This window comes from Janibacter sp. GS2, from assembly GCF_051200835.1.
GTDB lineage: Bacteria > Actinomycetota > Actinomycetes > Actinomycetales > Dermatophilaceae > Janibacter.
The window spans coordinates 2,744,522-2,767,557 of record NZ_CP195161.1 but is presented as its reverse complement, the minus strand read 5'-3'; the positions used below and the strand labels follow the sequence as shown (position 1 = coordinate 2,767,557).

Here is a 23,036-nt window from a genome sequence, read left to right as displayed (position 1 = left end):
GTGGCCCGGCGGACTCGAGGAGCGCGTCGCGTCCTCCAGGGCTGGTCGCGTGACCTCGCGATCGATCTCGGGACCGCCAACACGCTGATCCACCACCAGGGCCGGGGCATCGTCCTCGACGAGCCGAGCGTCGTCGCCGTGAGCGTCGAGACCGGTGAGCTCGTGGCTGCCGGCAGTGCGGCCAAGGAGATGCTCGGGCGCACCCCGGGAGCCGTGCGGGCCGTCCGTCCGCTGCGTGCCGGGGTCATCAGCGAGCCGGATGCCGCGGAGCAGATGCTGCGCTGGTTCACCGACCGGGTCGGCATGTCGAGCGTCGTCCGGCCCCGCGTCGTCGTGTGCATCCCGAGCGACATCACCGGTGTCGAGCGCCGGGCCGTCGAGGAGGCCGCCCTGCGCGTCGGCGCCCGGCGGGTCTACCTCGTCGAGGAGCCGATGGTCGCGGCGATCGGCGCCGGCCTGCCGGTGACCGAGACGCAGGCCTCGATGGTCGTCGACATCGGGGGCGGGTCCACGGATGTCGCGGTGATCGCCCTGGGCGGCATCGTCGCCTCGCGCAGCACCCGGACGGCCGGCGACGCCATCGACGACGCGATCGTGGCCCACGTGCGACGCAACCTCTCCCTGCTCCTCGGTGAGCGCAGCGCGGAGGACATCAAGGTCCAGGTCGGCTCCGCCTTCCCCCTCGCCACCGAGGTGACCACTCGCGTGCGTGGCCGCGACCTGGTGACCGGTCTGCCCAAGACCGTCGACGTCGGGTCGTCCGAGATCCGTCGCGCGGTCGCCGCCCCGGTCGGGGAGATCGTCGGCCTCGTCCGGGACGTCCTCGACCGCTGCCCACCGGAGCTGGCCGGTGACGTCCTCGAGCGTGGTGTCACCCTCACCGGCGGCGGGGCCCTGCTGCAGGGGCTCGACGCCCGCATGCGGCACGAGCTCGGGGTCCCGGTCGTCGTGGCCTATTCCCCCCTTCGCGCCGTCGCCCGCGGGGCCGGACGGTGCGTGGACGACTTCGCCGCGCTGCAGCCGGTCCTCGTCGACGGTCACCGCTTCTGATGCGCCGCCGTGTCCTGCCCGTGGTCCTGGTGCTGACCCTGGCCGTCCTCCTCGCCGACGTCGCCGGCGCTCCCCTCGGCCCGCTGCGGGGGGCCGGGTCAGCCGTCCTCGGCCCGGTCGAGAGACTCCTCGCCCCCCGGGACGACGAGTCCTCGGCCCTCGAGGAGGAGAACATCCGGCTCGACGAGCGCGTGCGCCGGCTCGAGGAGGAGCGCCGGACCTCGGCCCAGACCGACGAGCTGCCCACCGGCGGCCTGCGGACGGTCCCCGCCCGTGTCGTCGCCCTCGACCGGTCGGGCGCCTCGGGGCCGGAGCGGATCACCGTGGACGTGGGCCGCCGCGACGGGATCCGTGCCGATCGGGCGGTCATCGCCCCCGGCGGACTCGTCGGCCGCGTCGTCGATGTCGCGGAGTGGACCTCGGACATCGAGGTCATCGGCTCGCCCCACGCCGGTGTCGGCGTGCGCACCGGGACGAAGCGAGTGATCGGCACCCTGACGGGGTCGGACCCCACGACCTCCCACGGGGCCGACGAGCTCGTCGTGACGCAGCTGGGACGGGACCGCGCCGCAGTGGGGGACGAGGTCGTGACCCTGGGCAGCCCGGGCCAGCGCCCCTATCCGCCGGGGGTCACGGTCGGCACGGTCACCTCACTCGATCGCGCCCCGGGACGACTCACCGACACCGCACTGGTGGAGCCCGCCGTCGACCTCGCCACCCTCGACGTCGTCGCCGTCGTCACCGCTCCGGCCAGCCGAGGGAGCGCCTCCCGGTGAGCGGACTGCGCTGGCCCGTGCGGCTGCTGCTCCTGGCCACAGCACTCGTCTGCATGCTCGCCCTCGGGGCCCGCGGGGTGGTCGCGCTGCCCGACCTCGTGCTCATCGTCGTCGTGGCCGTCGCCCTGACCGCCGGGTCCTCCGCCGGGGCCCTCCTCGGGCTCGTCGGTGGGTGGTTGCTCGATCTCGCCCCACCCGTGGCCGACCCCCTCGGTGTCTCGGCGCTGGGGTACGCAGCGGCCGGGTGGGTCGCCGGACGGGCCCGACGTCGCGCCGGGCACCCGTGGTGGTGGCCGGTCCCCGTCATCGCCGCGGCCGGGCTGGTCTCGCGCCTCGTCCCCGTCCTGATCGACCTGGCCAGCGCCCGTCCGGTCGCCTGGGGGTCCCTCGCGTGGCAGGTGATCGCCACCGCCACCCTCGGTCTGGTGCTCGTCGGTCTCGTCGAGCGGCTCGAGGCGACCCTCGTCCGCCGGGGGCGGGCATGAGCCGCCGCGGGCCGCGGATGCAGGCGCGGATGCTCGCCTCGCTCGCCGTGCTCACCCTGCTCGCCGGCGTGCTCATCGGTCGGCTCGGGCAGCTCCAGCTGAGCGACCACCCGGCGGGGGAGACCGGGGCCAGCACGCCGGGCCGGGCACGGGTCGCCCTGCCGGCCCTGCGCGGTCGCATCCTCGATCGCGACGGTCGCGCCCTCGTCGACAACGCCGTGCGCACCGACGTGACCATCGACCGGGCCAGTCTGGCGGATGCCGCAGACGGCGGCCGAGCGACGGTCCGCCATCTCGCGCAGGCGCTGGACCTCCCCTTCGCGCGCCTGTGGGACAGGACGACCCTCTGCGGTGCGCCCGGGGCCGCCGAGCCGCCGTCCTGCTGGCCCGGGTCGGCCCTGGTGCCCGTCCCGGTCGCCGTGGACGTCGATCCGTCCGCGGCCGCGGCCCTCACCGAGAGGCCGGAGCGCTACCCGGGTGTCAGCGTCACGAGCCAGCCGGTGCGCGCCTACCCCCGCGCCACGGAGGGCGGCGGCGCCCCGCAGACCACCGGATACCTCGCCCGACCCGACGCCGAGACCATCGCCGGGTCCGGTGGCGCGATCACCGACGAGGACCTCGTCGGCGCCTCGGGCCTCGAGCGCGAGTACGACGAGCTGCTCAGGGGGCGTCCCGGTCACCGGGAGGTGCGCGTCGACGCCCGCGGCGTCGCTGTCGAGGAGATCTCGCGGACCGAACCCGTGCCCGGCAAGGACCTCGTGACCACGCTCGACCTCCCGGTCCAGCGCGCCACGGAGCAGGCCCTGGCCGATGGCGTCCGCGACGCCCGGGAGCGTGGTCTCGAGGCGGACACGGCGGCCGCGGTGGTCCTCGACCTGCGTGACGGCGGTGTCGTCGCCTCCGCCAGCGCGCCGACCTACGACCCCTCGGTCTGGTCGAAGGGCATGACCCAGGGGCAGTACGAGCGGTTGACCGGGAGCGACAGCAGCCCGCTCATCGACCGGGTGACCGCGGTCGCGCAGCCGCCGGCCTCGACCTTCAAGGTCGTCTCCCTGCCCGGTGCCGTGGCCGCGGGCACGGACCTGGACGAGCCGGTCAACTGCACGTCGTCGCACCGGATCGGTGACCGTACCTTCAGCAACTTCGAGTCGCGGGCCTACGGGCGGATCTCCTGGCGCCGCGCGATCACCGTCTCGTGCGACACCGTCTTCTACCAGGTGGCCGAGGACGTGTGGCGCTCCCAGGGCGGGTTGGACGCCGACGACGACGACGGGGACGCGCTCATCGAGGCGGCCACCGGCCTCGGACTGGGCAGCGCCACGGGCATCGACCTGCCGGGGGAGGCGACGGGGCGCATCCCCGACCGGGAGTGGAAGCGGGAGCGGTGGCGCACCACCAAGGACGCGAGCTGCCGGGAGGCCGAACGCGGCCACCCGGAGATGGCGGACCGGACCCGGGCGAAGTACCTCACCACCCTCGCCGAGGAGAACTGCGCGACCGGATACCAGTTCCTCCCCGGTGACGAGGCGAACCTGTCCATCGGGCAGGGCGACGTCACCGCGACCGTGCTCCAGATGAGCCGGGTCTTCGGGACGATCGCGCAGCGTGGTCGTGCACCGAGCCCGCACCTCGGCCGGGCGAGCATCGACGCCGACGGTGCCCGGGTCGCGCTCGAGGTCCCCGACGCGGGTCACGTCGACCTCCCGGGGTCGTCGGGCTCCTTGCTGCGCACGGCGCTGCGTGACGTCGTCGAGGAGCCGGACGGCACCGCCTACTCCGCCTTCGCCGGCTTCCCCCTTCGCCAGTGGCCGGTGGCCGGCAAGACGGGGACCGCCGAGGTCTACGGCCAGGAGGACACGGCCTGGTTCGTCTCCTACGCACCGGCGACCACGCCCCGCTACGCCGTCGCCGTCGTCGTCGCCCAGGGCGGCACCGGCGGGGCGACGGCGGCTCCGATCGCCCGGGACATCCACGCTCAGCTCGCCGGTGTGCAGGACTGAGGGCCCGGTGGTCCGGGCTCCTTGTCGCTCACCACGCAGCAATGGCTAGGGTGTCTCCCATGGCTGATTTCGACGTCGTTGTGCTCGGTGCTGGACCCGGTGGTTACGTGGCGGCGATTCGCGCCGCACAGCTCGGAAAGAGCGTGGCCGTCGTGGAGAAGAAGTACTGGGGCGGTGTCTGCCTCAACGTCGGGTGCATCCCGAGCAAGGCCCTGATCAAGAACGCCGAGCTGGCGCACACGCTCACCCACGACAAGAAGAAGTTCGGCATCGAGGGCGACGTCACGATGTCCTACGGCCCGACGCACGCGCGCTCGCGTCAGGTGAGTGACGGCATCGTCAAGGGCATCCACTTCCTGATGAAGAAGAACAAGATCACCGAGATCGACGGCTGGGGCACGATCACCTCCACGACCTCGATGGACGTCGACCTCAACGACGGCGAGAAGAAGTCGGTGACCTTCGACAAGCTGGTCATCGCCAGCGGGGCCACGACGAAGATGCTCCCCGGGGTCGAGGTCAGCGACAACGTCGTCACCTACGAGGAGCAGATCCTCGACGAGAACCTGCCCGGCTCGATGATCATCGCCGGGTCCGGCGCGATCGGTGTCGAGTTCGCCTACGTCATGAAGAACTTCGGTGTCGACGTGACGATCGTCGAGTTCCTCGACCGGATGGTCCCCACCGAGGACCCGGCCATCTCCAAGGAGCTGGCCAAGCACTACAAGAAGCTCGGCGTGAAGGTCATGCTCTCCACCAAGGTCGAGTCCGTGGAGGACACCGACTCCGGTGTCAAGGTCACCGTCACCCCGGCGAAGGGGGGCGACAGCCAGGTCCTCGAGGCGGACAAGCTGCTCTCCGCCATCGGCTTCTCACCGCGCGTCGAGGGCTTCGGGCTGGAGTCGATCGGTGTCGAGCTGACCGAGCGCGGTGCCATCGCCATCGACGAGTACTGCCGCACCAACGTCGAGAACGTCTACTCCGTCGGTGACTGCACGGCGAAGCTCATGCTCGCCCACGTCGCCGAGGCCCAGGGTGTCGTCGCCGCCGAGCACATGTCCGGTGCCGAGACGATGCCGGTCGAGTACGACTTCATCCCGCGTGCGACCTACTGCCACCCGCAGATCGCGTCCTTCGGCTACACCCAGGAGCAGGCCGAGGAGAAGGGCCACGAGGTCAAGACGGCCACCTTCCCCTTCACCGCCAACGGCAAGGCCATGGGCCTGGGCGACGCGGTCGGATCGGTCACGGTCGTCGCCGACGCCGAGCACCACGAGATCCTCGGCGCCCACATGATCGGCCCCGACGTCACCGAGCTGCTCCCGGTCCTCACCCTGGCGCAGAAGTGGGACCTCACCGCGGACGAGGTCGCCCGCAACGTCTTCGCGCACCCGACCCTGTCCGAGGCGGTCAAGGAGGCCGTCGAGGGCGTCGCGGGGCACATGATCAACCTCTGACGTGAGTGGGGGTCAGTCGCTGTCCTCGAAGAGCACCTGCTCCAGAGCGCTGACCGTCTCGCGCAGGGCATCCACCCACTCCAGGACGACCCGTCCCGAGGCGGGGTGGGGCAACTGCGCCAGACGCAGCATGCGAGCCGGCGCCCCCGAGGGATCGTGCACGGTCGCGACCAGCATGCCCACGTCGTAGGTCTTCGCCGGGTCGAGCTCCGCCACCTCGTAGCTGACTCCCGCGTTGCCGATGCTGCGTTGAATCTCGCGCTGGGCCAGGGGGGTGATCCCACCGTCCGCATAGCGGTGCGCGGCCTCGTGGATCTCCCGGTAGGGGTCCACCCGACCAGCAGGGAGGAATGACATCAGATAGCCGTGGTCCTGGGCGAAGGCGAGCCGGTCGCGGTAGATGTCCATGGTCTCGTCGTCCACGTCGGCCTTGGACAACCAGCTCTGCTGCTGTTCCTCGGTCAGCTCCGCCGCCCAGATGTCGCCGATGGGCGGAATGATCGGCACCCTCGTGCCCAGTCCCTTGGCCGGGTTGACCCCCTCGCCGACTGCCGTCGCGATCGCCACCAGCTCGTCCTTGTCCACCACCGTCAGAAGCGACACCTCACACCGGAGCCGCTCCGCCACGGTCGCCAGGAGGTCGCGCGATCGGCTGGCCTGTTGCACCGGCCCGACGATGTCGTTGTCGATCCGCGCGAGCAACGGCGGGACGACGAAGCGCCCGTACCCTCCCTGGAAGAAGATCAACGGGGTCTTCGGGTTGTTCACCGCCATGTCCTCGATGCGGCAGAGGACGATCCAGTGATCCCCGGCCTCGATGGTCTGCTCGATCCGCACGTCGAGCCACGCCAGTGACTCGGCCAGCAGGGGGGCACCCGACGGCGATGGACTCCAGTCGATCCCGAGGAGCTTGTCCGGTCCACGGCTGGCGATGCACCGGCCGATCTCCTCCTGCTCTCCGGTGAGGACGTTGATGCACAGGGACTCGCACTCGCTGAGTCGACCGAAGGTGCGGGAGCTCTTCATCGGCATGAAGGCCACGAGTGGCGGTTCCATGGACACCGCGGTGAAGGTCCCGACGATCATCGCCAGTGGCTCCCCGTCCGGGTGGACGGCGGTGACGATCACGACGCCGGTGGGGTAGTGGCCCAGGACGTCCCTGAAGGCCTTGGTATCGAAGGATGGTGCTGTGGTCATCGGAGATCCCCACTTCGGGTAGGAGCGCCGTGGAGGTGCGCGTGTCATGGGCACCGGATTGGTGCTGTACAGAGCGGAGGCTAGGAGTCCGATCACTACGGGGACAGCAGGGAAACCTTTACTTGCGGGCCACGGGCGATGGGGACAGGCTTGCGGCAGCGACGAAGGAGGCCCAACAGGTGGAACCGAGAACGTTCCCGGACGCCACCGCGTCTGTGGAGGAGGCACGATCGAGTGCCTCTGGCGCAGTGCAGACCGTTCGTGCCGCACGAGGGCGGGTCGTCTCGCACGACGGTGACGTGCGTGCGTGGGTGCATCTCGTCGACGACCCGCTGGTCCGGGCGGAGCAGGTGGACGCCAGCACCGAGGTGCTGCCCCTGCGCGGGCTGCCCGTCGGGATCAAGGACATCATCGATGTCGAGGGCCTGCCGACTCGGTGCGGCTCGGAGGCGACCACGTCCCCCGAGCCCCTGACGGCCAACGCCGCCTGCGTGAACCGGTTGGAGCAGTGGGGCGCTGTCGTCATCGGGAAGACGGCCACGACCGAGTACGGCTACTTCCGGCCCGCTGCCACCAGGAACCCCGCCGCGCCCGGATGCACACCCGGCGGCTCCTCCAGCGGATCGGCCGCGAGCGTGGCCAGCGGCCAGGTCCCCTTGGCCCTGGGCACGCAGACGGCGGGCTCGACCACTCGACCCGCGTCCTTTTGCGGTGTTGCCGGTCTGGTCATGGCCCACGGCAGCACGGACCTCGCTGGGGTCACCGGGCTCAGCCCGACACTCGACTCGCTGGGGGTCCTGGCCCGCAGCGTGCGCGATCTGGCCCTGGTGCACCGGCTCTTCGCCGGGACCAGCGCCGCGCCGCCTGCAGCGGGTCCTGCCGTGATCCACGTCTGGCGTGGTTCCTCGTTGTCGGCCATCGATCCCTCGATGGCCGCGGCGGTCGACCTGGCCGCGTCAGCGCTCGTCGGTGCAGGCCACCGGGTCGAGGAGTTTCCGTGGGACGACCACGTGCACACCCTGGCCGCGGATCAGCCGGTGGTGATGGCCTACGAGGCCGCTCGGGAACGCGCGGCACTGCGTGACGTGGCGCCACTGATCAGCCAGAGTCTGCGGGAGCTGCTCGATCAGGGCCGGAGGACCACCGAGGACGACTACCGCGCGGCGATCGCGCGGTGCCATGCCTCACGCACCGACCTCGAGCACCTGCTGTCCGACCGCCGCGTGATCGTCGGGCCGGCTGCTCCGGGGCCCGCACCGTGGGGGCTGGAGGCGACCGGCTCGCCGGACCTGAGTCGTCCGTGGCAGGCACTGGGGCTGCCCGTCGTCGCCGTCCCCGGGATCCGAGCGGCCGATGGTCGACCCCTCGGGATCCAGGTCATCGGCCTCCCGGGACTCGAGGAGGAGATCTTCGCCGTCGCGACGGCGCTGGAACACCGTCTGCAGGGAGCGACCGTCTAGCGGTCACCCGTACCGCATCGAAAGGGAAGAAGCATGGATCCTCGTCCGCACGACCACGCCACGATGTTCCTGATGTGTTACGAGGACACCTTCGGCTACGGGTGGCACCACGTCGACCTCTTCGTCGAGGACGAGGAGGGCCGCGAGGTCAACTGGGTGCACTGGACCGTCGATGAGGACGGTCCCGACGCCGCAGATGCCTCGATCGCACGAGTGGAGCCGGACCTGCGCCGCACCAGCGACTGGCACCACGCCGTCAGCGCCGCCGGGATGAACTACTGGCGGTCCGAGGCCGCCTGGGACCGGCACACGTCGTGACGGTCCCGGAGAAGGAGGACGTTCCCGACCCGGTCGTGTACGTCCTCGATGACGATGTGGAGCTGTGCGAGTCGGTGACGTGGCTCCTCGGGAGCATCAATGTCGATCCCGTCGTGATGCACAGCGCCGACGAGTTCCTGGAGCACTACGACGGCGGCCATCCCGTGTGCATGGTGCTGGACGTGCGCATGCCACGGATGAGCGGGACCCGGCTCCAGGAGGAGCTCGTGGACCGGGCTCCCCACGCGTCCATCATCTTCGTCTCGGCGCACGGTGACATTCGCATGTCCGTGCGGACCATGCAGCGCGGGGCACTGCACTTCCTCGAAAAACCCTATGACCCGCAGCAGCTGCTCGACGTGGTGCAGGAGGGCATGGTGCACGCGGCGGAGCGATTTCGTGAGCACCACACCCGGCTCTCCGTGCAGCACAGGATCGACGCGCTCACACCTCGCGAGCGGGAGATCCTCCACCTCGTCGTCGAGGGACTGCCCAGCCAGAACATCGCCCGGCGCCTGGGAATGAGCGTCAAGACGGTTGATGTCCACCGCGCACGAATCAAGGCGAAGACCGACTCGGACAGCATCAACACCCTCGTCCGGGATGTCCTGCGCTACGAGGCCCAGATCTCGAGCGAGCCCGGGTCGGCTCAGAAGTAGTCCAGGCGCAGCAGCGGGGACCTGCTGCGCGAGACACACACGGTGATGGTCTCGCCGGCCTCTTTCTCCGCGGCCGTCAGGACGTTGTCCCGGTGCTCCGGGTCTCCTTCGAGCACGGTCATGATGCACGTGCCGCAGATCCCCTCCTCGCAGGAGGTGTCGACCTCGGCGCCCGCTTCGTCCTGCAGGACCGAGACGATGGTGCGGTCTGCGGGCACGTGGTACGTCTCGTCCTCGAACTCGACATCGAACTCGGTGTTCTCGTCGGCCGAGGGCTGTTCGTTGGCGTGGAAGTTCTCACGGTGGATCGACTCCGTCGGGAGCGCCTCCTGTGCCACGGCAGCGACCTTGTCCATGAACTCCTCGGGGCCGCACATGTAGAGATGCGACCTCGCGGGCAGTGCCGCCAGCGCCTTCCTGAGGATCGGCGCCTGGTCGGTGCGCGGCACACTGATGTGTGCGTGGAGCTTGTGTGGCACCTTCTCCTGCAGGAGGCCCAGGAAGACGGCATCGGTCTCGGTGCGAGCAAAGTAGTGCAGATCGAAGTCGTGCCCGTGCACATCGAGGTAGCGAGCGATGCTGAGCATCGGGGTGATCCCGATCCCCGCCGCCACGAGGACGTGGTGACCCGCGTCCGGGTCGATACCGATGAGATTGCGCGGCTCGCTGATCTGGATGACGTCACCCACCCTCAGCGCGTGGAGCGCGTCCGAGCCGCCCCGGGAGTCCGTCTCCCGCTTCACCGCGATGGTGTACGAGTCCGGGTCCTCCGGTGTGCTGCACAACGAGTACTGCCGGGTGATGGCCGTGGGGCCGACGCAGTCGACGTGGGCGCCGGCCTGGTAGACCCCCAGTGGGCGCCCGTCGGCGCGCACGAGGCGCAGCGACTTCACGGTCGGCGACTCGTCGATGACCTCGGTGACTCGAACATCAATGAGAGACATGGTTTCGCTCCGGGGGAGTGGGTGGTGATCAGCGCAGGTGCAGGCCGCCGTTGACGTCCCAGCAGGCGCCGGTGACGAAACCGGCGTTCTCCTGGGCCAGCAGCGCCACCGTGTCGGCGATGAAGGAGGGGTCCCCGAGCCGACCGACGGGAATGGAGGAGGTGACCGCCTCCAGCGCGTCCGCCGGGACCGTGCGGTGGACCACCGGCAGGTCGTGCGGCCCGGGGGAGATGGCATTGACGGTCACGCCCTGGGCGGCGAGGGAGCGAGCGAACACCTTCGTCAGGGTGAGGATCGCCCCCTTCGACGCCGCATAGTGTGCACCGGTCGCCGTACCGCCGTTCTGGCCGGCCAGCGAGGCCATGTTGATGATCCGACCGAAGCCGTGGGCGGCCATGGCCTCACCGAAGACCTGGCACCCGTTGAACACTCCGGCGGAGTTGAGCGACAGCACGTCCGTGAACTCGGCCGAGCTGAGCGTCATCGTGTCCGCGGCTCGGGTCACGGCAGCATTGTTGACCAGGACGGTTGGCTCCGCCCAGATGGAGCGGGCCTGTTCCAAAGCGCCTCGGAAGTCCTCGGGCCGACTCACGTCCAGCCGTCGATGGGTGCACGTGCTGCCGTCCGCGGACAGCTCGCGTGCCAGGTCCGTGACGACCGCGTCGTCCAGGTCGGTCACCATGACGCGGAAACCGTCGCGGTGCAGCCTGCGGGCGATGTGTGATCCCATGCCGCCGGCGGCACCCGTGACGACGGCGACTCCGGACATCGTGTGTGGTGCGCTCATCGGTGCCACCTCAGAGCAGGAAGCCGGCGGCGTGCACCGGCTGGTCGCTGTTGAGCAGCCGGATCACCTTCAGCTCGATCCGGTCACCGCCGTCATCGAGGGAGATCCGGTGCGTCACGCGGGCGCCGAGGACGTCCGTGGCGGAGCGCTTGTACGACACGAGCACTTGAGCGGACGTCAGGGTGACGTGGGTGTCGGAGACATCGGTGGCCCGGAAGCTGGACACCGTGCGCACCGTGCGGGCGGCTGCCACGGCTGAGGGCGCATTGCCCTGGACCATGCGGTCCACGCGCATCCGACGCATGCGGGCATCGTCGTAGACCATGTTCAGGGAGTTGGCGAAGTCATCGGTGGTGTGGTCGATCGGGACCACGTACATCGCGTCCGTGCCGTACAGCTTCTCCCAGGCCTCGTACTCCTTGTCGTCCAGAAGTTGGGCCTCGTGCCAGACCACCTGGATCGCCCGCGCCACGCGGGGGTCGTGAAGCATCATTTCGGTCATTCGCTCATCATCTTCTTCCACATCGCGTAGGCGCCCCGCATGCCGGTCTCATCGGTGACGTGCGAGGTCGGCCAGCCCTCGTCGCTCGTCGTCTCACGGTTGAGTCCGCGGTTGACCATGATCGGCATCTCCGGGTTGCCCACCGCTCCGACCTGAACTCGTTCCCAGCCCTCGGAGTCGTCCGGGCTGCCGAAGCCGAACGGGCCCTGGAAGTGCTCATGGATGCGCAGTCGCTCCCGGTTGACGCACTCGGGTCCGTCGTCCATCCCCAGGGACATGTGCCAGATCTCCGTCTCGTCCACCGAGATCGGGATCAGCACCCGCAGGAAGGAGATGGACATCGAGACGTTCGGGAAGGTGTTGAGGTTGAATCCGGCTCCGTGGATCGATCGCACGAACCGGCGGATCTGCTCCTCGCTGTACTCGCCGCTGTCTCGCAGCTCCTGGACGGTGTCGTCGAAGCGTGATTGCAGGGGAGCCCCGTCGTCGATGTCGAGATCCGCGTTGCCGGGCGCCATGATCGCGACCGAGTGCCCGTTGCCCACGTCGTGGGTGACGGCCTCGGGGTCGCTCATGAACGACATCATGTCGGCCGTCTCGGCGTCCACGGACGCCATCCACGACTTGTGCACCATCGGGAAGTGGTACCCGTCGGTGGTGTTCTCCAGCTGGATCTTCCAGTTGCCCTTGAACCTGAACTTGTGCACGCCGGTGATCTTCGTGGGGTAGCCGTTGCTCTGCTTGAAGAAGCGCTCCATCCAGATCTTCGCGTCTCCGAGGAAGTCCTCGAGCGGCTGCGCGTCCTCGTTGAAGGTCGCCCAGATCATCCCGAGGTAGCTCTCGGTCCGCAGCTTCTGCAGCGGGAAGTCGGCCTTGTCGATGATGCCCTCGTACCCGTCGGGGTAGGGGATGCCGCGCAGCCGACCATCGAGCGCGTAGGACCAGTTGTGGTACGGGCAGGTGAATCCATTGGCCTTCCCCCGGGACTGGTCGCACACGGTGCTGCCACGGTGACGACAACGGTTGAGCAGCGTGTTGACGTTGCCCTTCCGGTCCCTGGTGATGATCACGGGTTGGTCCCCCACGGACGTGGTCTTGAAGGAGCCCTTGTCCGGGATCTCGCTCTCGTGGGCAACCCAGACCCACGTCGTGCGGAAGATCTTCTCCATCTCGAGGTCGAAGATCGCGGGGTCGGTGTAGAGCCGACCGGCCACCCGATCCGTCTCGGCGAGCTCGGCGAGTTCGGTGCGGGCGGTCTCGTCCTGTTCGACAGTGCTCATGCTGTGGCCTCCTGGTGCGGCGTGGTCGGGCGAGCATTCGTGACGGCGGGCCGGGCGGTCATCAGGGCGCGACCTTCGCGTCGAACATGCGTTCCGTGCGAAAGTGCGAGATGAGCACGCGCGGCCCCACGTCCGTACGCGGGTGCAGGTGGAAGTCGACGGTGAGCCGGGCCGCGAGCAGGTCCGCGGTGCCGTCGGTGTATCCGGACAGCTGGATCATCAACCAACGACCGCTGGCGGTGTCGCCCTGCGTCTCGATGTGTCCCGTGGCCAAGTGGTGGCTGTTGCGCCGGAAGTGCTCCACGGGTGGCAGGAAGCCCGAGACCATCTCTTGGATGGCCGCGCGCCCCTGCTGTGCCCCGAACCTGCTCGCGTGGGCCGAGCCGATGCCCTCCCAGACGGCGTTCTCGGTGAACAGCTCGCCGATCTGGTCGGGACTCTGCAGCGGTCCCGGGACGTCGCACAGGTCGAGGTATCGGTTCAGGCAGCTCGTCACCGCGTCCCGGGCTTCGAGCACAGCCAGCCTGGTCTCCAGGGTTGCCATGGTCAGTCCGTCTTGACGTCCGAGCGGATGGTCAGCGATCGCCCCATGCGCGCCTCGATCTTGGCGTAGCGCCACAGCGCGTGGTCGTCGCTGACCATCGTGGTGCGAAAGAGGTTGCAGGCAGCCTTGACGGTCTCCTGGTCGCGCACGTCCGCCAGGACGTAGGCGGTCCACGGCCATCCATCGGTCGGCCCGACGACATGCGCGTCATCGTCCATGTTGCCCAGGACGTCGACACCGTCCATGTCCTCCATGTCACGCAACATGGCCGCGAACGCGGTCCAGACCGAGCCGATCTCGGACTTCGGCAGGTCGAAGAAATTCTGGTTGATGCCCATGCAGAAGAGCACGCGCAGGGGATCGTTGACCATGACTCGTTCCGTCCTTTCGAGGAGTGTGAGGTGTCAGGGGAAGCTGGGGATACCGGCGGGTGCACCCATCAGGAGAGCGCCACCGGCCTCATAGGTCCCGGACTGGAGCATGGCGTGCTGCGCCGGGACCATGCTGTCCTGCAGGTACCGCTGCAACGGGTGCGTGCGGTAGATCGCGCCGGTGCCGGCAAGGTCGAAGACGCTGAGAACGACCTTGCGGGCCTCGTGTGCCGCGTGGGTGGTGGCCAGACGCAACATCACCAGGTGCTCCTCGGAGATCTCGTCGCCGGCTTCGGCCATGGCCCACACCTCGCGGGTGGCTTCGTAGAACCACGCCCGGGCCGCGCGCAGCTGGGCCTCGGCCGTGGCGATCCCGATCTGGTAGGTGGCGCGTGCACCGCGACGCGAGCCGCCGGTGATGCTGGTGCGCAGGCTGCCGACCTCGCGGGCGTAGTCCAGCGCACCTCGTGCGGCCCCGAGGGTGACGACAGCAAGCACCTGGGCGGCGTAGGCCACGGCAGGGTAGTGATAGAGCGGCTCGTCGACCTTCGGTGCGTCGCCACGGATGAAGGTGCGCTCCTCGGGAACGAAGACATCGTCGAGCTTGATCTCGTTCGAACCCGTCGCCCGCATGCCGGAGACGTCCCAGTTCTCGATGATCTCGGCATCCTCGGGGTTGATGATCGCATTGCGTGGTCGGCCCATCGGGTCGTCGGGGGCCTTGAGGCCGACGCCGAAGATGTCGGCACCGGCGGAGCCGCTGCCGAACTGCCAGCGCCCGCTGCAGCGGAACCCGCCCTCGACCGGCTCTGCGTCCTGCATCGGGAACAGGGCGCCGGCGAAGACGACGTCAGGGCCGTCCTTGTAGAGCTCCCTCTGGACCTCCAGGGGCAGGGCACTGAGGTAGATCAGCGCCGAGCCGAAGCTGGCGACCCAGCCGGTGGCCGGGTCGACTGCGGAGATCCGCTCGATCTGGTCGAGGAACTCGTGCGGGGGCATGGGCTCGCCGCCGAACACACTCGGAGTGGACGCCCGGTAGATGCCGGCACGCTTGAGCATCTCGACGTAGTCCCGAGGGACATATCCTTGGTCGTTGAACTCGTCTCGACGATCCCTCAGCACGTCGAGGGCTTCGTGGAAGGCCTTGTCTCGAGCGGGGCCCGCAGGCTCGGCCATCGCAAACTTGTTCGTCACCGCGCGCTCCATCTGGTCGGACGTTGTGTGATGACGACAAACATAGGAAGGTCCCGCGGCCTCCCGCCATTGGTGATTCCCCGCCCCGGCGGTAAGGGAATCACCAACTGGATGAGCGGCACCGAACCAGAGATCATGCCGCCACCGGCGACCAAGGAGGCCCGGTGTTCCCTTCGGGCAAGGACTTCGAGCAGATCATGCTCCACACCGAATCCGGCGTCCTCATCCATGAGGCGGCATCCAAGAACATCCTGTGGGCCAACCCCGCGGCCTGCCGCATGTTCGGCTTCACCCTCGATGAGTTGCGTCCGCTCAAGGCCCACCACATGAGTGCCCAGGAGGAGCAGTACCGACGATCGGTGGGTGTGGCCTGGTTGGCCGATGCGGTCACCCACGGCACGAGTCGCCGTGAGTGGAAGTACCGCGGCCGCGACGGGCGCGAGTTCCTCACCGATGCCATAGCCACCCGCCTCGAGCTCGAGGGTGGCGTCGTCGTCATGGTCCAGTTCCGGAGCATCGACGCCGAGGTCGAGGTCCACGAGGAGCTCGAACGGACCGCGGGCTACCTCCAGCGCATCATGTCCCACGCCTCTGTCGGGATCGTCCTGCTCGACCAGGAGAACAGGATCGTCGACACCTCGCCGTACGCCGCCCGGCTCTTCGGACTGCCGGCGGAACGCGCCTTGGGTCAACTTCTGTCGGACGTCGTGGTCGTGGTGCCGACCTTGCGCGGCCAAGGCGTCCAGGACGCGTTGGCCACCCACGCCGGACAGACGTACTTGCGGATGCGTCCACGGGGTGGCAGCCAGCGGTGGCTGTCGGGCCATCTCGAGGAGGTCGCACACGACGGGATCGAGTCGCGCATGCTGGTCGTCCGCGACATCACGGCACGGGTGGAGCTCGAGCGAGAGGCCACCCGGCGTGACGCGGAAGTCCATCGTCTCAGTCGGCAGAACGCCATGGGGGACCTCGCGATGATCATCGCCCACGAGTTGGGGCAGCCCTTGGCCGCCACGAACAACTTCCTCAGGGGCGCCATGGCACGCATGGACTCACGGGCGGTCGACGAAGGGGAGTTGCGCTACGGACTGGACAATGCGGCGAAGCAGCTGACCCGGGCGGCGCAGATCGTCGCCAGCGTCAAACGCTATGTGCAGCGAACGGAGAGTGCCGGCACCGCCGCCGATCTGACGGACGTGGTGCGCGAGACCTTGTATTTCGCGGGGCTGTCCGCGGCAGAGCACGGGGTCACCTTGGTCGAGGACCTGAGCGCGGAACCCCTGGGGGTCTTCGGCGAGCCCGTCCTGCTCGGTCAGGTCGTGCTCAACCTCTGCGGCAATGCCATCGAGGAGGCCTCGAGCCTGGGACCCGAACGCAGCCGGGTCCGGGTGGTCACCTATCGAGATGGCGATCATGCGTGCTGCTCGGTCACCGACCAGGGCCGGGGCCTGGTCCTGCCGCGGGACGGCCTGGCCGGCCCGGGGTTCGGCACGAAGCCCGATGGTGCGGGCATCGGCCTGATGTTGTGCGAACGCATCGTCGAGCGGCACGGGGGCGAGCTGGTCTTCGACACGCACGGCCCCGACGCAACCGATGGATCACGCCGTGGAACCCGCGCCGAGGTGCGCATCCCCCTCGTCGCGTCGGATCCGGCCCTGTACGAGCAGTAAAGGAATCTCTCATTCCGGGTGATGCGGGTCACGACCTAGTGTCCAGCGTCAGTGAGTGATGCACCTCGCGACATCGCCACAGTCGACGGCCACGAGACCACGGCCGGGGACACGACTCAAAGGAGAGCCCAGTGAGAAGAATCCTGGCCGGCATGGCTATCGCTTCGATCCTGACGCCGCTCGCGGCGTGTGGCAGCGGCACGGGCGGGGGTGCCGACGGAGACCACGACCCGGTGAAACTCAGCTTCGTCACCGCGTTCCCGAAGGATCACGCGCTGAACGACGGCTTCTTCATGTTCACGAAGGCGCTGGAGGAGAAGGCTCCCTGGATCGAGGTCGAGTATCGCGGTGGCCCCGAGACGATGGAGCCGAATGTGATGATCGAGGGAGTGACCTCGGGTGCCGTGGATGGCGCCCACCTCCCGGGCGACTACTACGTCGAGCAGGTCCCGTCCCTGGAGATCGCCCGCTTCACTCCCTACACGCCGAGCCAAGAGCGCGAGGAGGGCGTGAGCGACCTCTGGGGGCAGATCCACGACGACGCCGGATTGCACTATGTCGGCCACAGCATCTCCGGGATCCCGCAGGTGCTCCTGCTCAAGGACGAGGTCAACGAGCCCAACCTGAAGGGCAAGTCGGTCCGGGTGTCATCCGCCACGTCCAACATGGTCAAGAGCCTGGGTGGTACCCCCGTCGATCTGCCCGGAGGGGAGATCTACACGGCCTTGGAGCGCGGGGTCATCGACGGTGCTGCCTGGACCTCCGTCGGAGCGGTCGATCTGGGGATCGACGAGCTCGTCTCCTACGACATGTCGCCGCGCTTCTACGAGTCCCTGGCGAACACCGTGATCAACAAGGACACGTGGGATTCGCTCGATCAGGAGACGCAGGACGTGATCAGCGAGACGATGGAGGAGTCGGAGCCGAAGATCTTCGACTACTTCAGCGAGATGTCGACCAAGGAGACCCAGCAGTGGCGCGACGCGGGTGTCGAGGAGCTGAAGTTCGAGGGCAAGGACGCCCAGAAGATCCTCGACATCGCCTACCGGGACGCCTGGGGTGAGCTCGACTGGGACCGCATCTCCTCGAAGGGCCCCGAGGCCCAAGAGATCCGTGACTCGTTCGAGGGTGCCTACGGCGACGACCTGACGAAGTCGGTCCCCGGTGGCGCGGCCGCGCCCACGAAGTGACATGAGCGACGATCAGAAGGATCCCGTGGAGAGGGTGCCCGACGATCTCGGCGCAGAGGCATCGGACGTGGCCCGCGCCGGTCACCTGCACCAGTCAGCCGCTGAGCAAGAGGCCCTGGCGCGTCCGGAGTGGTGGGTGGTCAGACTGCCCGAAACCATGGGTGCCCTGGTGGTCCTCGTGCTCGTCCTCGTCGTGACGACTGGTGTCGTGCTCCGCGTGGTGGGACAGGGAGTGCTCGGGTTGATCGACCTGGCCTCCGTGGCGATGTTGTTGCTCGTCGTCATGGGTGTCTCGTCGTTGTCCTACCGCGATGAGCACGTCAGGCTCGAGCTCATCGACGCCGTCGTCGGACCCCGGGGAAAGCTCCGCCTGGACATCTTCGGTGACGTCTTCCAGCTCGTCGTCGTCGGCGTGGTCATCTACGCCTTGGGGACCACCTTCCTGTCGGACCTCCAGACGGGAACGACGTCGGCGGGGGAGTTGGACCTGCCACGCAGTTGGCTCAGCGGTGCCGCGACCCTGGGCCTGGCGTTCGTGTGGATCGTGCTGGTGCGAAAGACGATCCATGACCTGACACACCTGAGGACCGGACGGACTGACCATGCTGATTGAGATGGAGTGGTACGCGTTCCTGGGGTCGTTCCTCGGCCTGCTGGCCATCTTGCTGGTCCTGCGGGTACCGGTGGCCTGGGCCATGCTCGGGGTCGGCACCCTGGCGGCATTCGTGCTCTACGGGGGCGTCGAGCCGGCGCTGAACCAGGTGTCACTGAGCGTGCTGAACAGTGTCACCAGCTTCACCTTCACGGCCATCCCACTCTTCATCTTCATGGGTGAGGTGCTCTTCAGGAGCCATGTGGCCCAAGAGGCACTGGATGAGATCTCGATCGCTCTCCGGCGACTCCCGGGCAAGCTGTCCATGGTGGCCATCGGCGGGGGCGCGATGTTCGGTCTGCTGTCGGGCTCCACACTGGCCAATACCGCGCTCTTCGGACGGACCCTCCTTCCCCAGATGGAGTCACGGGGGTACGACTCGCGGTTGGCGGCGGGATCGATCCTGGCCTCCGGCGGTCTGGCGATGATCCTGCCGCCGAGCGCACTGGCCATCCTGTGGGGCGGCATCGCCCAGGTCCCGATCGGACCGCTGCTCATCGCCGGCATCGTTCCCGGCCTGTTGATGACAGCCGGGTACGCAGTGGTTGTCCTCGTCTGGAGCCGGCGAGGTGGTGACGGTCCCACGGAGTACGTGGGTCGGCGGTCCCTGGGTGAGGCCCTGAGGTCCGGAGTGCGCCGCGCACTGGCTCCGGGCCTGATCATCGCGATCGTCCTGGGATGCATCTTCTTCGGTCTCGCCACCCCCACCGAGTCCGCGGCCATCGGCGCGAGCGCGTCGCTCCTCGTCGGCGTCACCTTGCGACGTTTCGGCCTGCGCGAGCTGCGCGACACCTGCGTCGGCACGCTTCGGACCACGACGATGATCTTCGCCATCGTGCTCGGGTCGACCCTCTACGCCCAGTTGATGAGCTTCTCCGGCGCCACCCGTGGGCTGGTGGAGAGCGTGACGACCCACGTGAGCGGTACCGCCGCCATGCTGGTGGTCATCATGCTCGTGCTGCTGGTCCTGGGTGCCTTCATCGACCAGGTGTCCATCATGTTGGTCACCGCACCGTTGTTCATGCCGATCGTCGACGCCTTCGGTTGGAACCCGGTGTGGTTCAGTCTGCTCCTCCTGATCAACCTGCAGATCGCGAACACGACTCCGCCGTTCGGGATGAGTCTGTTCGTCATGAAGGGAGTGGCACCGCACCTGTCCATGGGGACGCTGTACCGGTCCGTTCTGCCGTGGATCGCCTCCGACTGCGTGGTGCTGCTTCTGCTGGCGGTCTTCCCCAGCCTGGTCCTGTTTCTCCCGGGACTGATGTTGACATGACGTCACTGATGATCGGGGTGATCTCGTGAGGATCGCGGTTCTGGGAGGCGGGCACGGTGGGTGGGCCGCGGCGGCGGACCTTGCTGCGCGCGGGCACGCCGTCCGGTGGTGGCGCCGCGACGCGAGGGCTCACTCGCAGGTGCAGTCCGTGGGCGCCATCACCCTGACCGACGGCGAGGGCAGTCGCGCCGTGCCCTTGGGGGACGGTGACGGCGCGGTGGAGATCTGCACCGACCTCGCACACGCGGTGGCGGCGGCGCACCTGGTCGTCGTGGCCGTGCCCGCCACCGCGCACGAGGACCTGGCGCCCCGTCTGGTGCGTCTCCTGACCGACGGGCAGGTCGTCCTCATGCCCCCCGGCACCTTCGGCTCGGTGCTCTTCGGCAGCGCCATGGCGCAGGCGGACCACCGCGCCGAGGTGGCCTTCGCGGAGGCCGGGACCCTGCCGTATCTGGCACGCCGTCAGGGTGCGGAGGTCGTGGTGAGCGCCTACGCCACGCGGCTGCCCACCGGCGTGTTCCCCGAGCGGCTGTCCGGGCGGGTGTACCCGGTCCTGCGGGCGGCGTACCCGAGCATCGAGGAGTGCGGTGACGGACTCAGCGGGGCCCTGATGAACGCGGGGCCGATCATCCATCCGCCACTGATCATGATGAACGCGGGACCGCTGGAGCATTCCGACGACTGGGACATCCACAACGAGGGCACGCAACCCGCGGTGCGACGGGTGACCGACGCGTTGGACCAGGAGAGGATCGCGCTGCGCGAGGCACTGGGCTACGAGGGGCCGCACTTCCCTCTCGCCGATCACTACCGGCCCGGTGGCGACGAGTGGATGTACGGGGACAGCGCGCACCAGCGCCTCGTGGACAGCGACGGCTGGCGCGAGCCGGTGGAGTTGACGGAGCACCGCTATCTGCAGGAGGACACCCGCCTGGGACTCTCCCTTCTCGTGTCGCTCGGACGGTGGACCGCGGTCCCCACCCCTGTCGCGGCGGGCCTGCTCAGCATTGCGTCAGCACTGGTCGGAAAGGACCTCTATGCGCAGGGGCGGACGCTGGAACGCCTCGGGTTGGCCGGGTTCACCCCGGGTGAGCTGCAGCACTTCCTGCAGGACGGGCATCGGTCCTGACCCCCTGGCGGTGTCGGTGCGATGACCTCGAGGTCGCACGTCGCCGCCGCCGTCGGGGCGGACGATCAGACCATGTCCTCCAGCTCGACCCCCTTCGTCTCCGGCACGAACCGCAGGACGAAGAGGAGGGAGAGCAGGGCGCACGTGGTGTAGAAGCCGTAGGCGAACCACAACCCCAGCTCGGCCATCTTGGGGAAGCTCATGGAGATGGCGAAGTTCGCGAGCCACTGGGCTGCGGCCGCGAGGCCGAGCGCCGTTCCCCGGATCGTGTTGTTGAACATCTCGCCGAGGAGGACCCACACGACCGGGCCCCAGGTGGCACCGAAGAAGACGACGAAGGCGTTGGCCGCGATGAGGGCCGACAGGCCGGCGGAGTCGGACAGCACGGGCTCGTTGTCGATGATCGGCGCCTGGCTGAAGATCCACGCCAGCGCGCCCAGGCTGATGGTCATGCCCAGCGATCCGATGATCAGCAGGCGCCGCCGACCGATCCGGTCGACCAGGGCGATGGCGACGATGGTGACGACGATGTTCGTCACGGAGGTGATCACCGTCTGCGCGAGGGCATCGGACTCGGTGAAGCCGACGGACTGCCACAGCGTCGAGGAGTAGTAGAAGATCACGTTGATCCCGACGAACTGCTGGAAGACCGACAGGGCGACACCGATCCAGACGATGGGCAGCAGGCCCCCGCCGGGCTTCTTCAGGTCGGCGAAGGAGGAGCGCGCCTCACGGTTGATCGTGCGCTTGATCTCCCGGATGCGGGTGTCGACGCCATCGATGAGGACCTGCGAGAGGACCTCGCGGGCTCTCTTCTCCTGACCGACCCGGATCAGGAAGCGAGGCGACTCCGGGATGGTGACGGCGAGGACGCCGTAGGCGATGGCCGGAAGCGCCTCGGCGATGAACATCCAGCGCCAGGCGTCCAGTCCGAAGGCCAGGGTCTCGTTGGAGCCACCGGCCGCGCCCGCGATGGCGAAGTCACTGAGCAGCGCGATGAAGATGCCGGTGACGATCGCCAGCTGCTGCAGCGAGCCCATCCGACCCCGGATCTCGGCGGGGGAGATCTCGGCGATGTAGGCCGGCGCGATGACCGAGGCGGCGCCGACACCGAAGCCCCCGACGACACGCCACAGGACCATGTCGACGGGGCCGAAGGCGAGTCCGGACCCGATCGCGGAGACCATGAAGAGCAGTGACGCGATGACCATGACCCGGATCCGCCCGAGGCGGTCGGCCAGGCGCCCCGCGGCGTAGGCGCCGACCATGCACCCGAGCAGCGCCGACGCGACGACGAAGCCGGTCAGCGTGGCCGACATCCCGAAGTCCGAGCGCATCGCGCCCACCGCCCCGTTGATGACCGCGGTGTCGAAGCCGAACAGGAAGCCACCGAGCGCGGCGACCGCGGCCAGGTGGATGACTCTCGCGGTGTGGTAGCCGTGGGCTGCCGCGCCGGTCGTGGCCGAGGTGCTCATGGTGCTCCTTCGGGTGGGATGGGGGCAGCCAAGGCTAGCGCCTGCTCGATTAGGGGTGTCGCCGTGCACGCTGGTAATCTCGAGGAGTTGCCGTTTGATCGGCCGCGGATCCACAGAGCCCCGGTGAACCAGCCCGGGCGCGCCGCGCAACAACCCAGAGAAGGAGCAGTGTCGCAGCATGCCGCTGACCGCTGACGTCAAGAAGCAGATCATGGCCGACTTCGCCACCACCGAAGGCGACACCGGCTCCCCCGAGGTGCAGGTCGCGCTGCTCACGCAGCGCATCAAGGACCTCACCGAGCACTCCCGGGACCACAAGCACGACCACCACAGCCGCCGCGGTCTGCTGCTGCTCGTGGGCAAGCGTCGTCGCCTCCTGCGTTACCTGCAGAACTCCGAGATCGAGCGCTACCGTGCGCTGATCAAGCGCCTCGGCCTTCGCCGATAAGTACGTCGTGGAGAGCGGTCCCAACCACAGGGGCCGCTTCTTCGCGTATCCGGGGGTTGTCCCAACGCCCGGCGAACAGCACGACAACTCAAGAGTGACGACACCAAGAACGTCACAGCACAAGACCATGCCGGGGCACAACGACGATGCGCCCGGTACGTAGAGAGAAAAG

General features: G+C 68.6%; 23 protein-coding genes. 14 read left to right on the top strand and 9 right to left on the bottom strand.

The window, feature by feature from the left end; translation table 11 throughout:
- From ACR9E9_RS13290 to lpdA, 5 genes are read left to right on the top strand one after another with little or no spacing between them, the layout of a single operon-like run.
- Positions 1-1,050 (top strand): rod shape-determining protein, encoded by a 1,050-nt coding sequence (locus ACR9E9_RS13290; RefSeq protein ID WP_435199219.1) that lies wholly within the window; start codon positions 1-3, stop codon positions 1,048-1,050.
- Positions 1,050-1,826 carry a rod shape-determining protein MreC gene (gene mreC, locus ACR9E9_RS13285; protein WP_435199217.1) on the top strand — a complete coding sequence of 259 codons (777 nt, stop codon included), beginning with the start codon at positions 1,050-1,052 and terminating at the stop codon, positions 1,824-1,826. Before ACR9E9_RS13290 ends, mreC begins: the two co-directional genes overlap by 1 nt.
- Positions 1,823-2,311: a rod shape-determining protein MreD gene (gene mreD / locus ACR9E9_RS13280; RefSeq protein ID WP_435199215.1), complete on the top strand. Its 489-nt coding sequence runs from the start codon at positions 1,823-1,825 to the stop codon at positions 2,309-2,311. Before mreC ends, mreD begins: the two co-directional genes overlap by 4 nt.
- Positions 2,308-4,311 carry a penicillin-binding protein 2 gene (mrdA, locus tag ACR9E9_RS13275; RefSeq protein WP_435199213.1) on the top strand — a complete coding sequence of 668 codons (2,004 nt, stop codon included), beginning with the start codon at positions 2,308-2,310 and terminating at the stop codon, positions 4,309-4,311. Before mreD ends, mrdA begins: the two co-directional genes overlap by 4 nt.
- A 59-nt stretch (positions 4,312-4,370) precedes the next feature.
- Complete coding sequence (gene lpdA / locus ACR9E9_RS13270; RefSeq protein ID WP_435199211.1) at positions 4,371-5,768, top strand: dihydrolipoyl dehydrogenase; 1,398 nt, start codon at positions 4,371-4,373, stop codon at positions 5,766-5,768.
- A 12-nt stretch (positions 5,769-5,780) separates the two neighbouring features.
- On the opposite strand, the gene ACR9E9_RS13265 is transcribed toward lpdA, so the two are convergent.
- Positions 5,781-6,965, bottom strand: coding sequence for a flavin reductase family protein (locus ACR9E9_RS13265; protein ID WP_435199209.1), 1,185 nt, complete (start codon positions 6,963-6,965; stop codon positions 5,781-5,783).
- 248 nt (positions 6,966-7,213) lie between these two features.
- Between ACR9E9_RS13265 and ACR9E9_RS13260 the strand changes: the two genes are divergently transcribed.
- Genes ACR9E9_RS13260 through ACR9E9_RS13250 form a run of 3 tightly spaced genes read left to right on the top strand, consistent with a single transcriptional unit; the run spans position 7,214 to position 9,402 of the window.
- Entirely contained in the window at positions 7,214-8,425 is a 1,212-nt protein-coding gene (locus ACR9E9_RS13260) for an amidase family protein (RefSeq protein ID WP_435199207.1), read from the top strand.
- A 33-nt stretch (positions 8,426-8,458) separates the two neighbouring features.
- The gene (locus tag ACR9E9_RS13255) at positions 8,459-8,743 is read left to right on the top strand and encodes a hypothetical protein (protein WP_435199205.1); all 285 of its coding nucleotides are present in this window, start codon (positions 8,459-8,461) and stop codon (positions 8,741-8,743) included.
- A complete protein-coding gene (locus tag ACR9E9_RS13250) occupies positions 8,740-9,402 on the top strand; it encodes a response regulator transcription factor (protein WP_435199203.1) in 663 nt (220 codons plus the stop codon). Before ACR9E9_RS13255 ends, ACR9E9_RS13250 begins: the two co-directional genes overlap by 4 nt.
- On the opposite strand, the gene ACR9E9_RS13245 is transcribed toward ACR9E9_RS13250, so the two are convergent.
- The 7 genes from ACR9E9_RS13245 to ACR9E9_RS13215 form a co-directional block, all read right to left on the bottom strand.
- Positions 9,393-10,346, bottom strand: coding sequence for a PDR/VanB family oxidoreductase (locus ACR9E9_RS13245; protein WP_435199201.1), 954 nt, complete (start codon positions 10,344-10,346; stop codon positions 9,393-9,395). The two genes, ACR9E9_RS13250 and ACR9E9_RS13245, sit on opposite strands and share 10 nt — an antisense overlap.
- 28 nt (positions 10,347-10,374) lie before the next feature.
- Entirely contained in the window at positions 10,375-11,133 is a 759-nt protein-coding gene (locus ACR9E9_RS13240) for an SDR family NAD(P)-dependent oxidoreductase (protein ID WP_435199199.1), read from the bottom strand.
- 10 nt (positions 11,134-11,143) lie between these two features.
- Positions 11,144-11,635: an aromatic-ring-hydroxylating dioxygenase subunit beta gene (locus ACR9E9_RS13235; RefSeq protein WP_435199197.1), complete on the bottom strand. Its 492-nt coding sequence runs from the start codon at positions 11,633-11,635 to the stop codon at positions 11,144-11,146.
- Positions 11,632-12,915 (bottom strand): aromatic ring-hydroxylating oxygenase subunit alpha, encoded by a 1,284-nt coding sequence (locus ACR9E9_RS13230; protein WP_435199195.1) that lies wholly within the window; start codon positions 12,913-12,915, stop codon positions 11,632-11,634. The genes ACR9E9_RS13235 and ACR9E9_RS13230 overlap by 4 nt, the downstream gene beginning before the upstream one ends.
- A gap of 61 nt (positions 12,916-12,976) precedes the next feature.
- Positions 12,977-13,459 (bottom strand): nuclear transport factor 2 family protein, encoded by a 483-nt coding sequence (locus ACR9E9_RS13225; protein WP_435199193.1) that lies wholly within the window; start codon positions 13,457-13,459, stop codon positions 12,977-12,979.
- Positions 13,460-13,461: 2 nt separating this feature from the next.
- Positions 13,462-13,830 carry a hypothetical protein gene (locus tag ACR9E9_RS13220; protein ID WP_435199191.1) on the bottom strand — a complete coding sequence of 123 codons (369 nt, stop codon included), beginning with the start codon at positions 13,828-13,830 and terminating at the stop codon, positions 13,462-13,464.
- A 33-nt stretch (positions 13,831-13,863) separates the two neighbouring features.
- A complete protein-coding gene (locus tag ACR9E9_RS13215) occupies positions 13,864-15,024 on the bottom strand; it encodes a hypothetical protein (protein WP_435199189.1) in 1,161 nt (386 codons plus the stop codon).
- 164 nt (positions 15,025-15,188) lie between these two features.
- On the opposite strand from ACR9E9_RS13215, the gene ACR9E9_RS13210 reads away from it, so the two are divergent.
- The 5 genes from ACR9E9_RS13210 (at position 15,189) to ACR9E9_RS13190 (ending at position 20,941) form a co-directional block, all read left to right on the top strand.
- The gene (locus ACR9E9_RS13210; RefSeq protein ID WP_435199187.1) at positions 15,189-16,694 is read left to right on the top strand and encodes a PAS domain S-box protein; all 1,506 of its coding nucleotides are present in this window, start codon (positions 15,189-15,191) and stop codon (positions 16,692-16,694) included.
- 152 nt (positions 16,695-16,846) lie between these two features.
- Positions 16,847-17,884, top strand: a complete 1,038-nt coding sequence (dctP, locus tag ACR9E9_RS13205) for a TRAP transporter substrate-binding protein DctP (protein WP_435199185.1) — start codon at positions 16,847-16,849, stop codon at positions 17,882-17,884.
- Between the two features lies 1 nt (position 17,885).
- Complete coding sequence (locus ACR9E9_RS13200) at positions 17,886-18,497, top strand: TRAP transporter small permease subunit (RefSeq protein WP_435199183.1); 612 nt, start codon at positions 17,886-17,888, stop codon at positions 18,495-18,497.
- Position 18,498: 1 nt separating this feature from the next.
- Positions 18,499-19,812: a TRAP transporter large permease gene (locus ACR9E9_RS13195; RefSeq protein WP_435199181.1), complete on the top strand. Its 1,314-nt coding sequence runs from the start codon at positions 18,499-18,501 to the stop codon at positions 19,810-19,812.
- A 25-nt stretch (positions 19,813-19,837) separates the two neighbouring features.
- The gene (locus tag ACR9E9_RS13190) at positions 19,838-20,941 is read left to right on the top strand and encodes an NAD/NADP octopine/nopaline dehydrogenase family protein (protein WP_435199179.1); all 1,104 of its coding nucleotides are present in this window, start codon (positions 19,838-19,840) and stop codon (positions 20,939-20,941) included.
- Between the two features lie 65 nt (positions 20,942-21,006).
- On the opposite strand, the gene ACR9E9_RS13185 is transcribed toward ACR9E9_RS13190, so the two are convergent.
- Positions 21,007-22,416: a sugar porter family MFS transporter gene (locus ACR9E9_RS13185; protein ID WP_435199177.1), complete on the bottom strand. Its 1,410-nt coding sequence runs from the start codon at positions 22,414-22,416 to the stop codon at positions 21,007-21,009.
- Between the two features lie 178 nt (positions 22,417-22,594).
- Here ACR9E9_RS13185 and rpsO point away from each other — a divergent pair, with 178 nt between their 5' ends.
- Positions 22,595-22,864 carry a 30S ribosomal protein S15 gene (gene rpsO, locus ACR9E9_RS13180; RefSeq protein WP_435199175.1) on the top strand — a complete coding sequence of 90 codons (270 nt, stop codon included), beginning with the start codon at positions 22,595-22,597 and terminating at the stop codon, positions 22,862-22,864.
- Positions 22,865-23,036: the final 172 nt, after the last annotated feature.

Excerpts from the sequence above, each read along its gene's own strand:
- mreC (WP_435199217.1), top strand. The coding sequence starts at position 1,050 with ATGCGCCGCCGTGTCCTGCCCGTGGTCCTGGTGCTGACCCTGGCCGTC.
- mrdA (WP_435199213.1), top strand. The coding sequence starts at position 2,308 with ATGAGCCGCCGCGGGCCGCGGATGCAGGCGCGGATGCTCGCCTCGCTC.
- lpdA (WP_435199211.1), top strand. The coding sequence starts at position 4,371 with ATGGCTGATTTCGACGTCGTTGTGCTCGGTGCTGGACCCGGTGGTTAC.
- ACR9E9_RS13265 (WP_435199209.1), bottom strand. The coding sequence starts at position 6,965 with ATGACCACAGCACCATCCTTCGATACCAAGGCCTTCAGGGACGTCCTG.
- ACR9E9_RS13255 (WP_435199205.1), top strand. The coding sequence starts at position 8,459 with ATGGATCCTCGTCCGCACGACCACGCCACGATGTTCCTGATGTGTTAC.
- ACR9E9_RS13245 (WP_435199201.1), bottom strand. The coding sequence starts at position 10,346 with ATGTCTCTCATTGATGTTCGAGTCACCGAGGTCATCGACGAGTCGCCG.
- ACR9E9_RS13240 (WP_435199199.1), bottom strand. The coding sequence starts at position 11,133 with ATGAGCGCACCACACACGATGTCCGGAGTCGCCGTCGTCACGGGTGCC.
- ACR9E9_RS13235 (WP_435199197.1), bottom strand. The coding sequence starts at position 11,635 with ATGACCGAAATGATGCTTCACGACCCCCGCGTGGCGCGGGCGATCCAG.
- ACR9E9_RS13230 (WP_435199195.1), bottom strand. The coding sequence starts at position 12,915 with ATGAGCACTGTCGAACAGGACGAGACCGCCCGCACCGAACTCGCCGAG.
- ACR9E9_RS13225 (WP_435199193.1), bottom strand. The coding sequence starts at position 13,459 with ATGGCAACCCTGGAGACCAGGCTGGCTGTGCTCGAAGCCCGGGACGCG.
- ACR9E9_RS13220 (WP_435199191.1), bottom strand. The coding sequence starts at position 13,830 with ATGGTCAACGATCCCCTGCGCGTGCTCTTCTGCATGGGCATCAACCAG.
- dctP (WP_435199185.1), top strand. The coding sequence starts at position 16,847 with ATGGCTATCGCTTCGATCCTGACGCCGCTCGCGGCGTGTGGCAGCGGC.
- ACR9E9_RS13200 (WP_435199183.1), top strand. The coding sequence starts at position 17,886 with ATGAGCGACGATCAGAAGGATCCCGTGGAGAGGGTGCCCGACGATCTC.
- ACR9E9_RS13195 (WP_435199181.1), top strand. The coding sequence starts at position 18,499 with ATGGAGTGGTACGCGTTCCTGGGGTCGTTCCTCGGCCTGCTGGCCATC.
- ACR9E9_RS13185 (WP_435199177.1), bottom strand. The coding sequence starts at position 22,416 with ATGAGCACCTCGGCCACGACCGGCGCGGCAGCCCACGGCTACCACACC.
- rpsO (WP_435199175.1), top strand. The coding sequence starts at position 22,595 with ATGCCGCTGACCGCTGACGTCAAGAAGCAGATCATGGCCGACTTCGCC.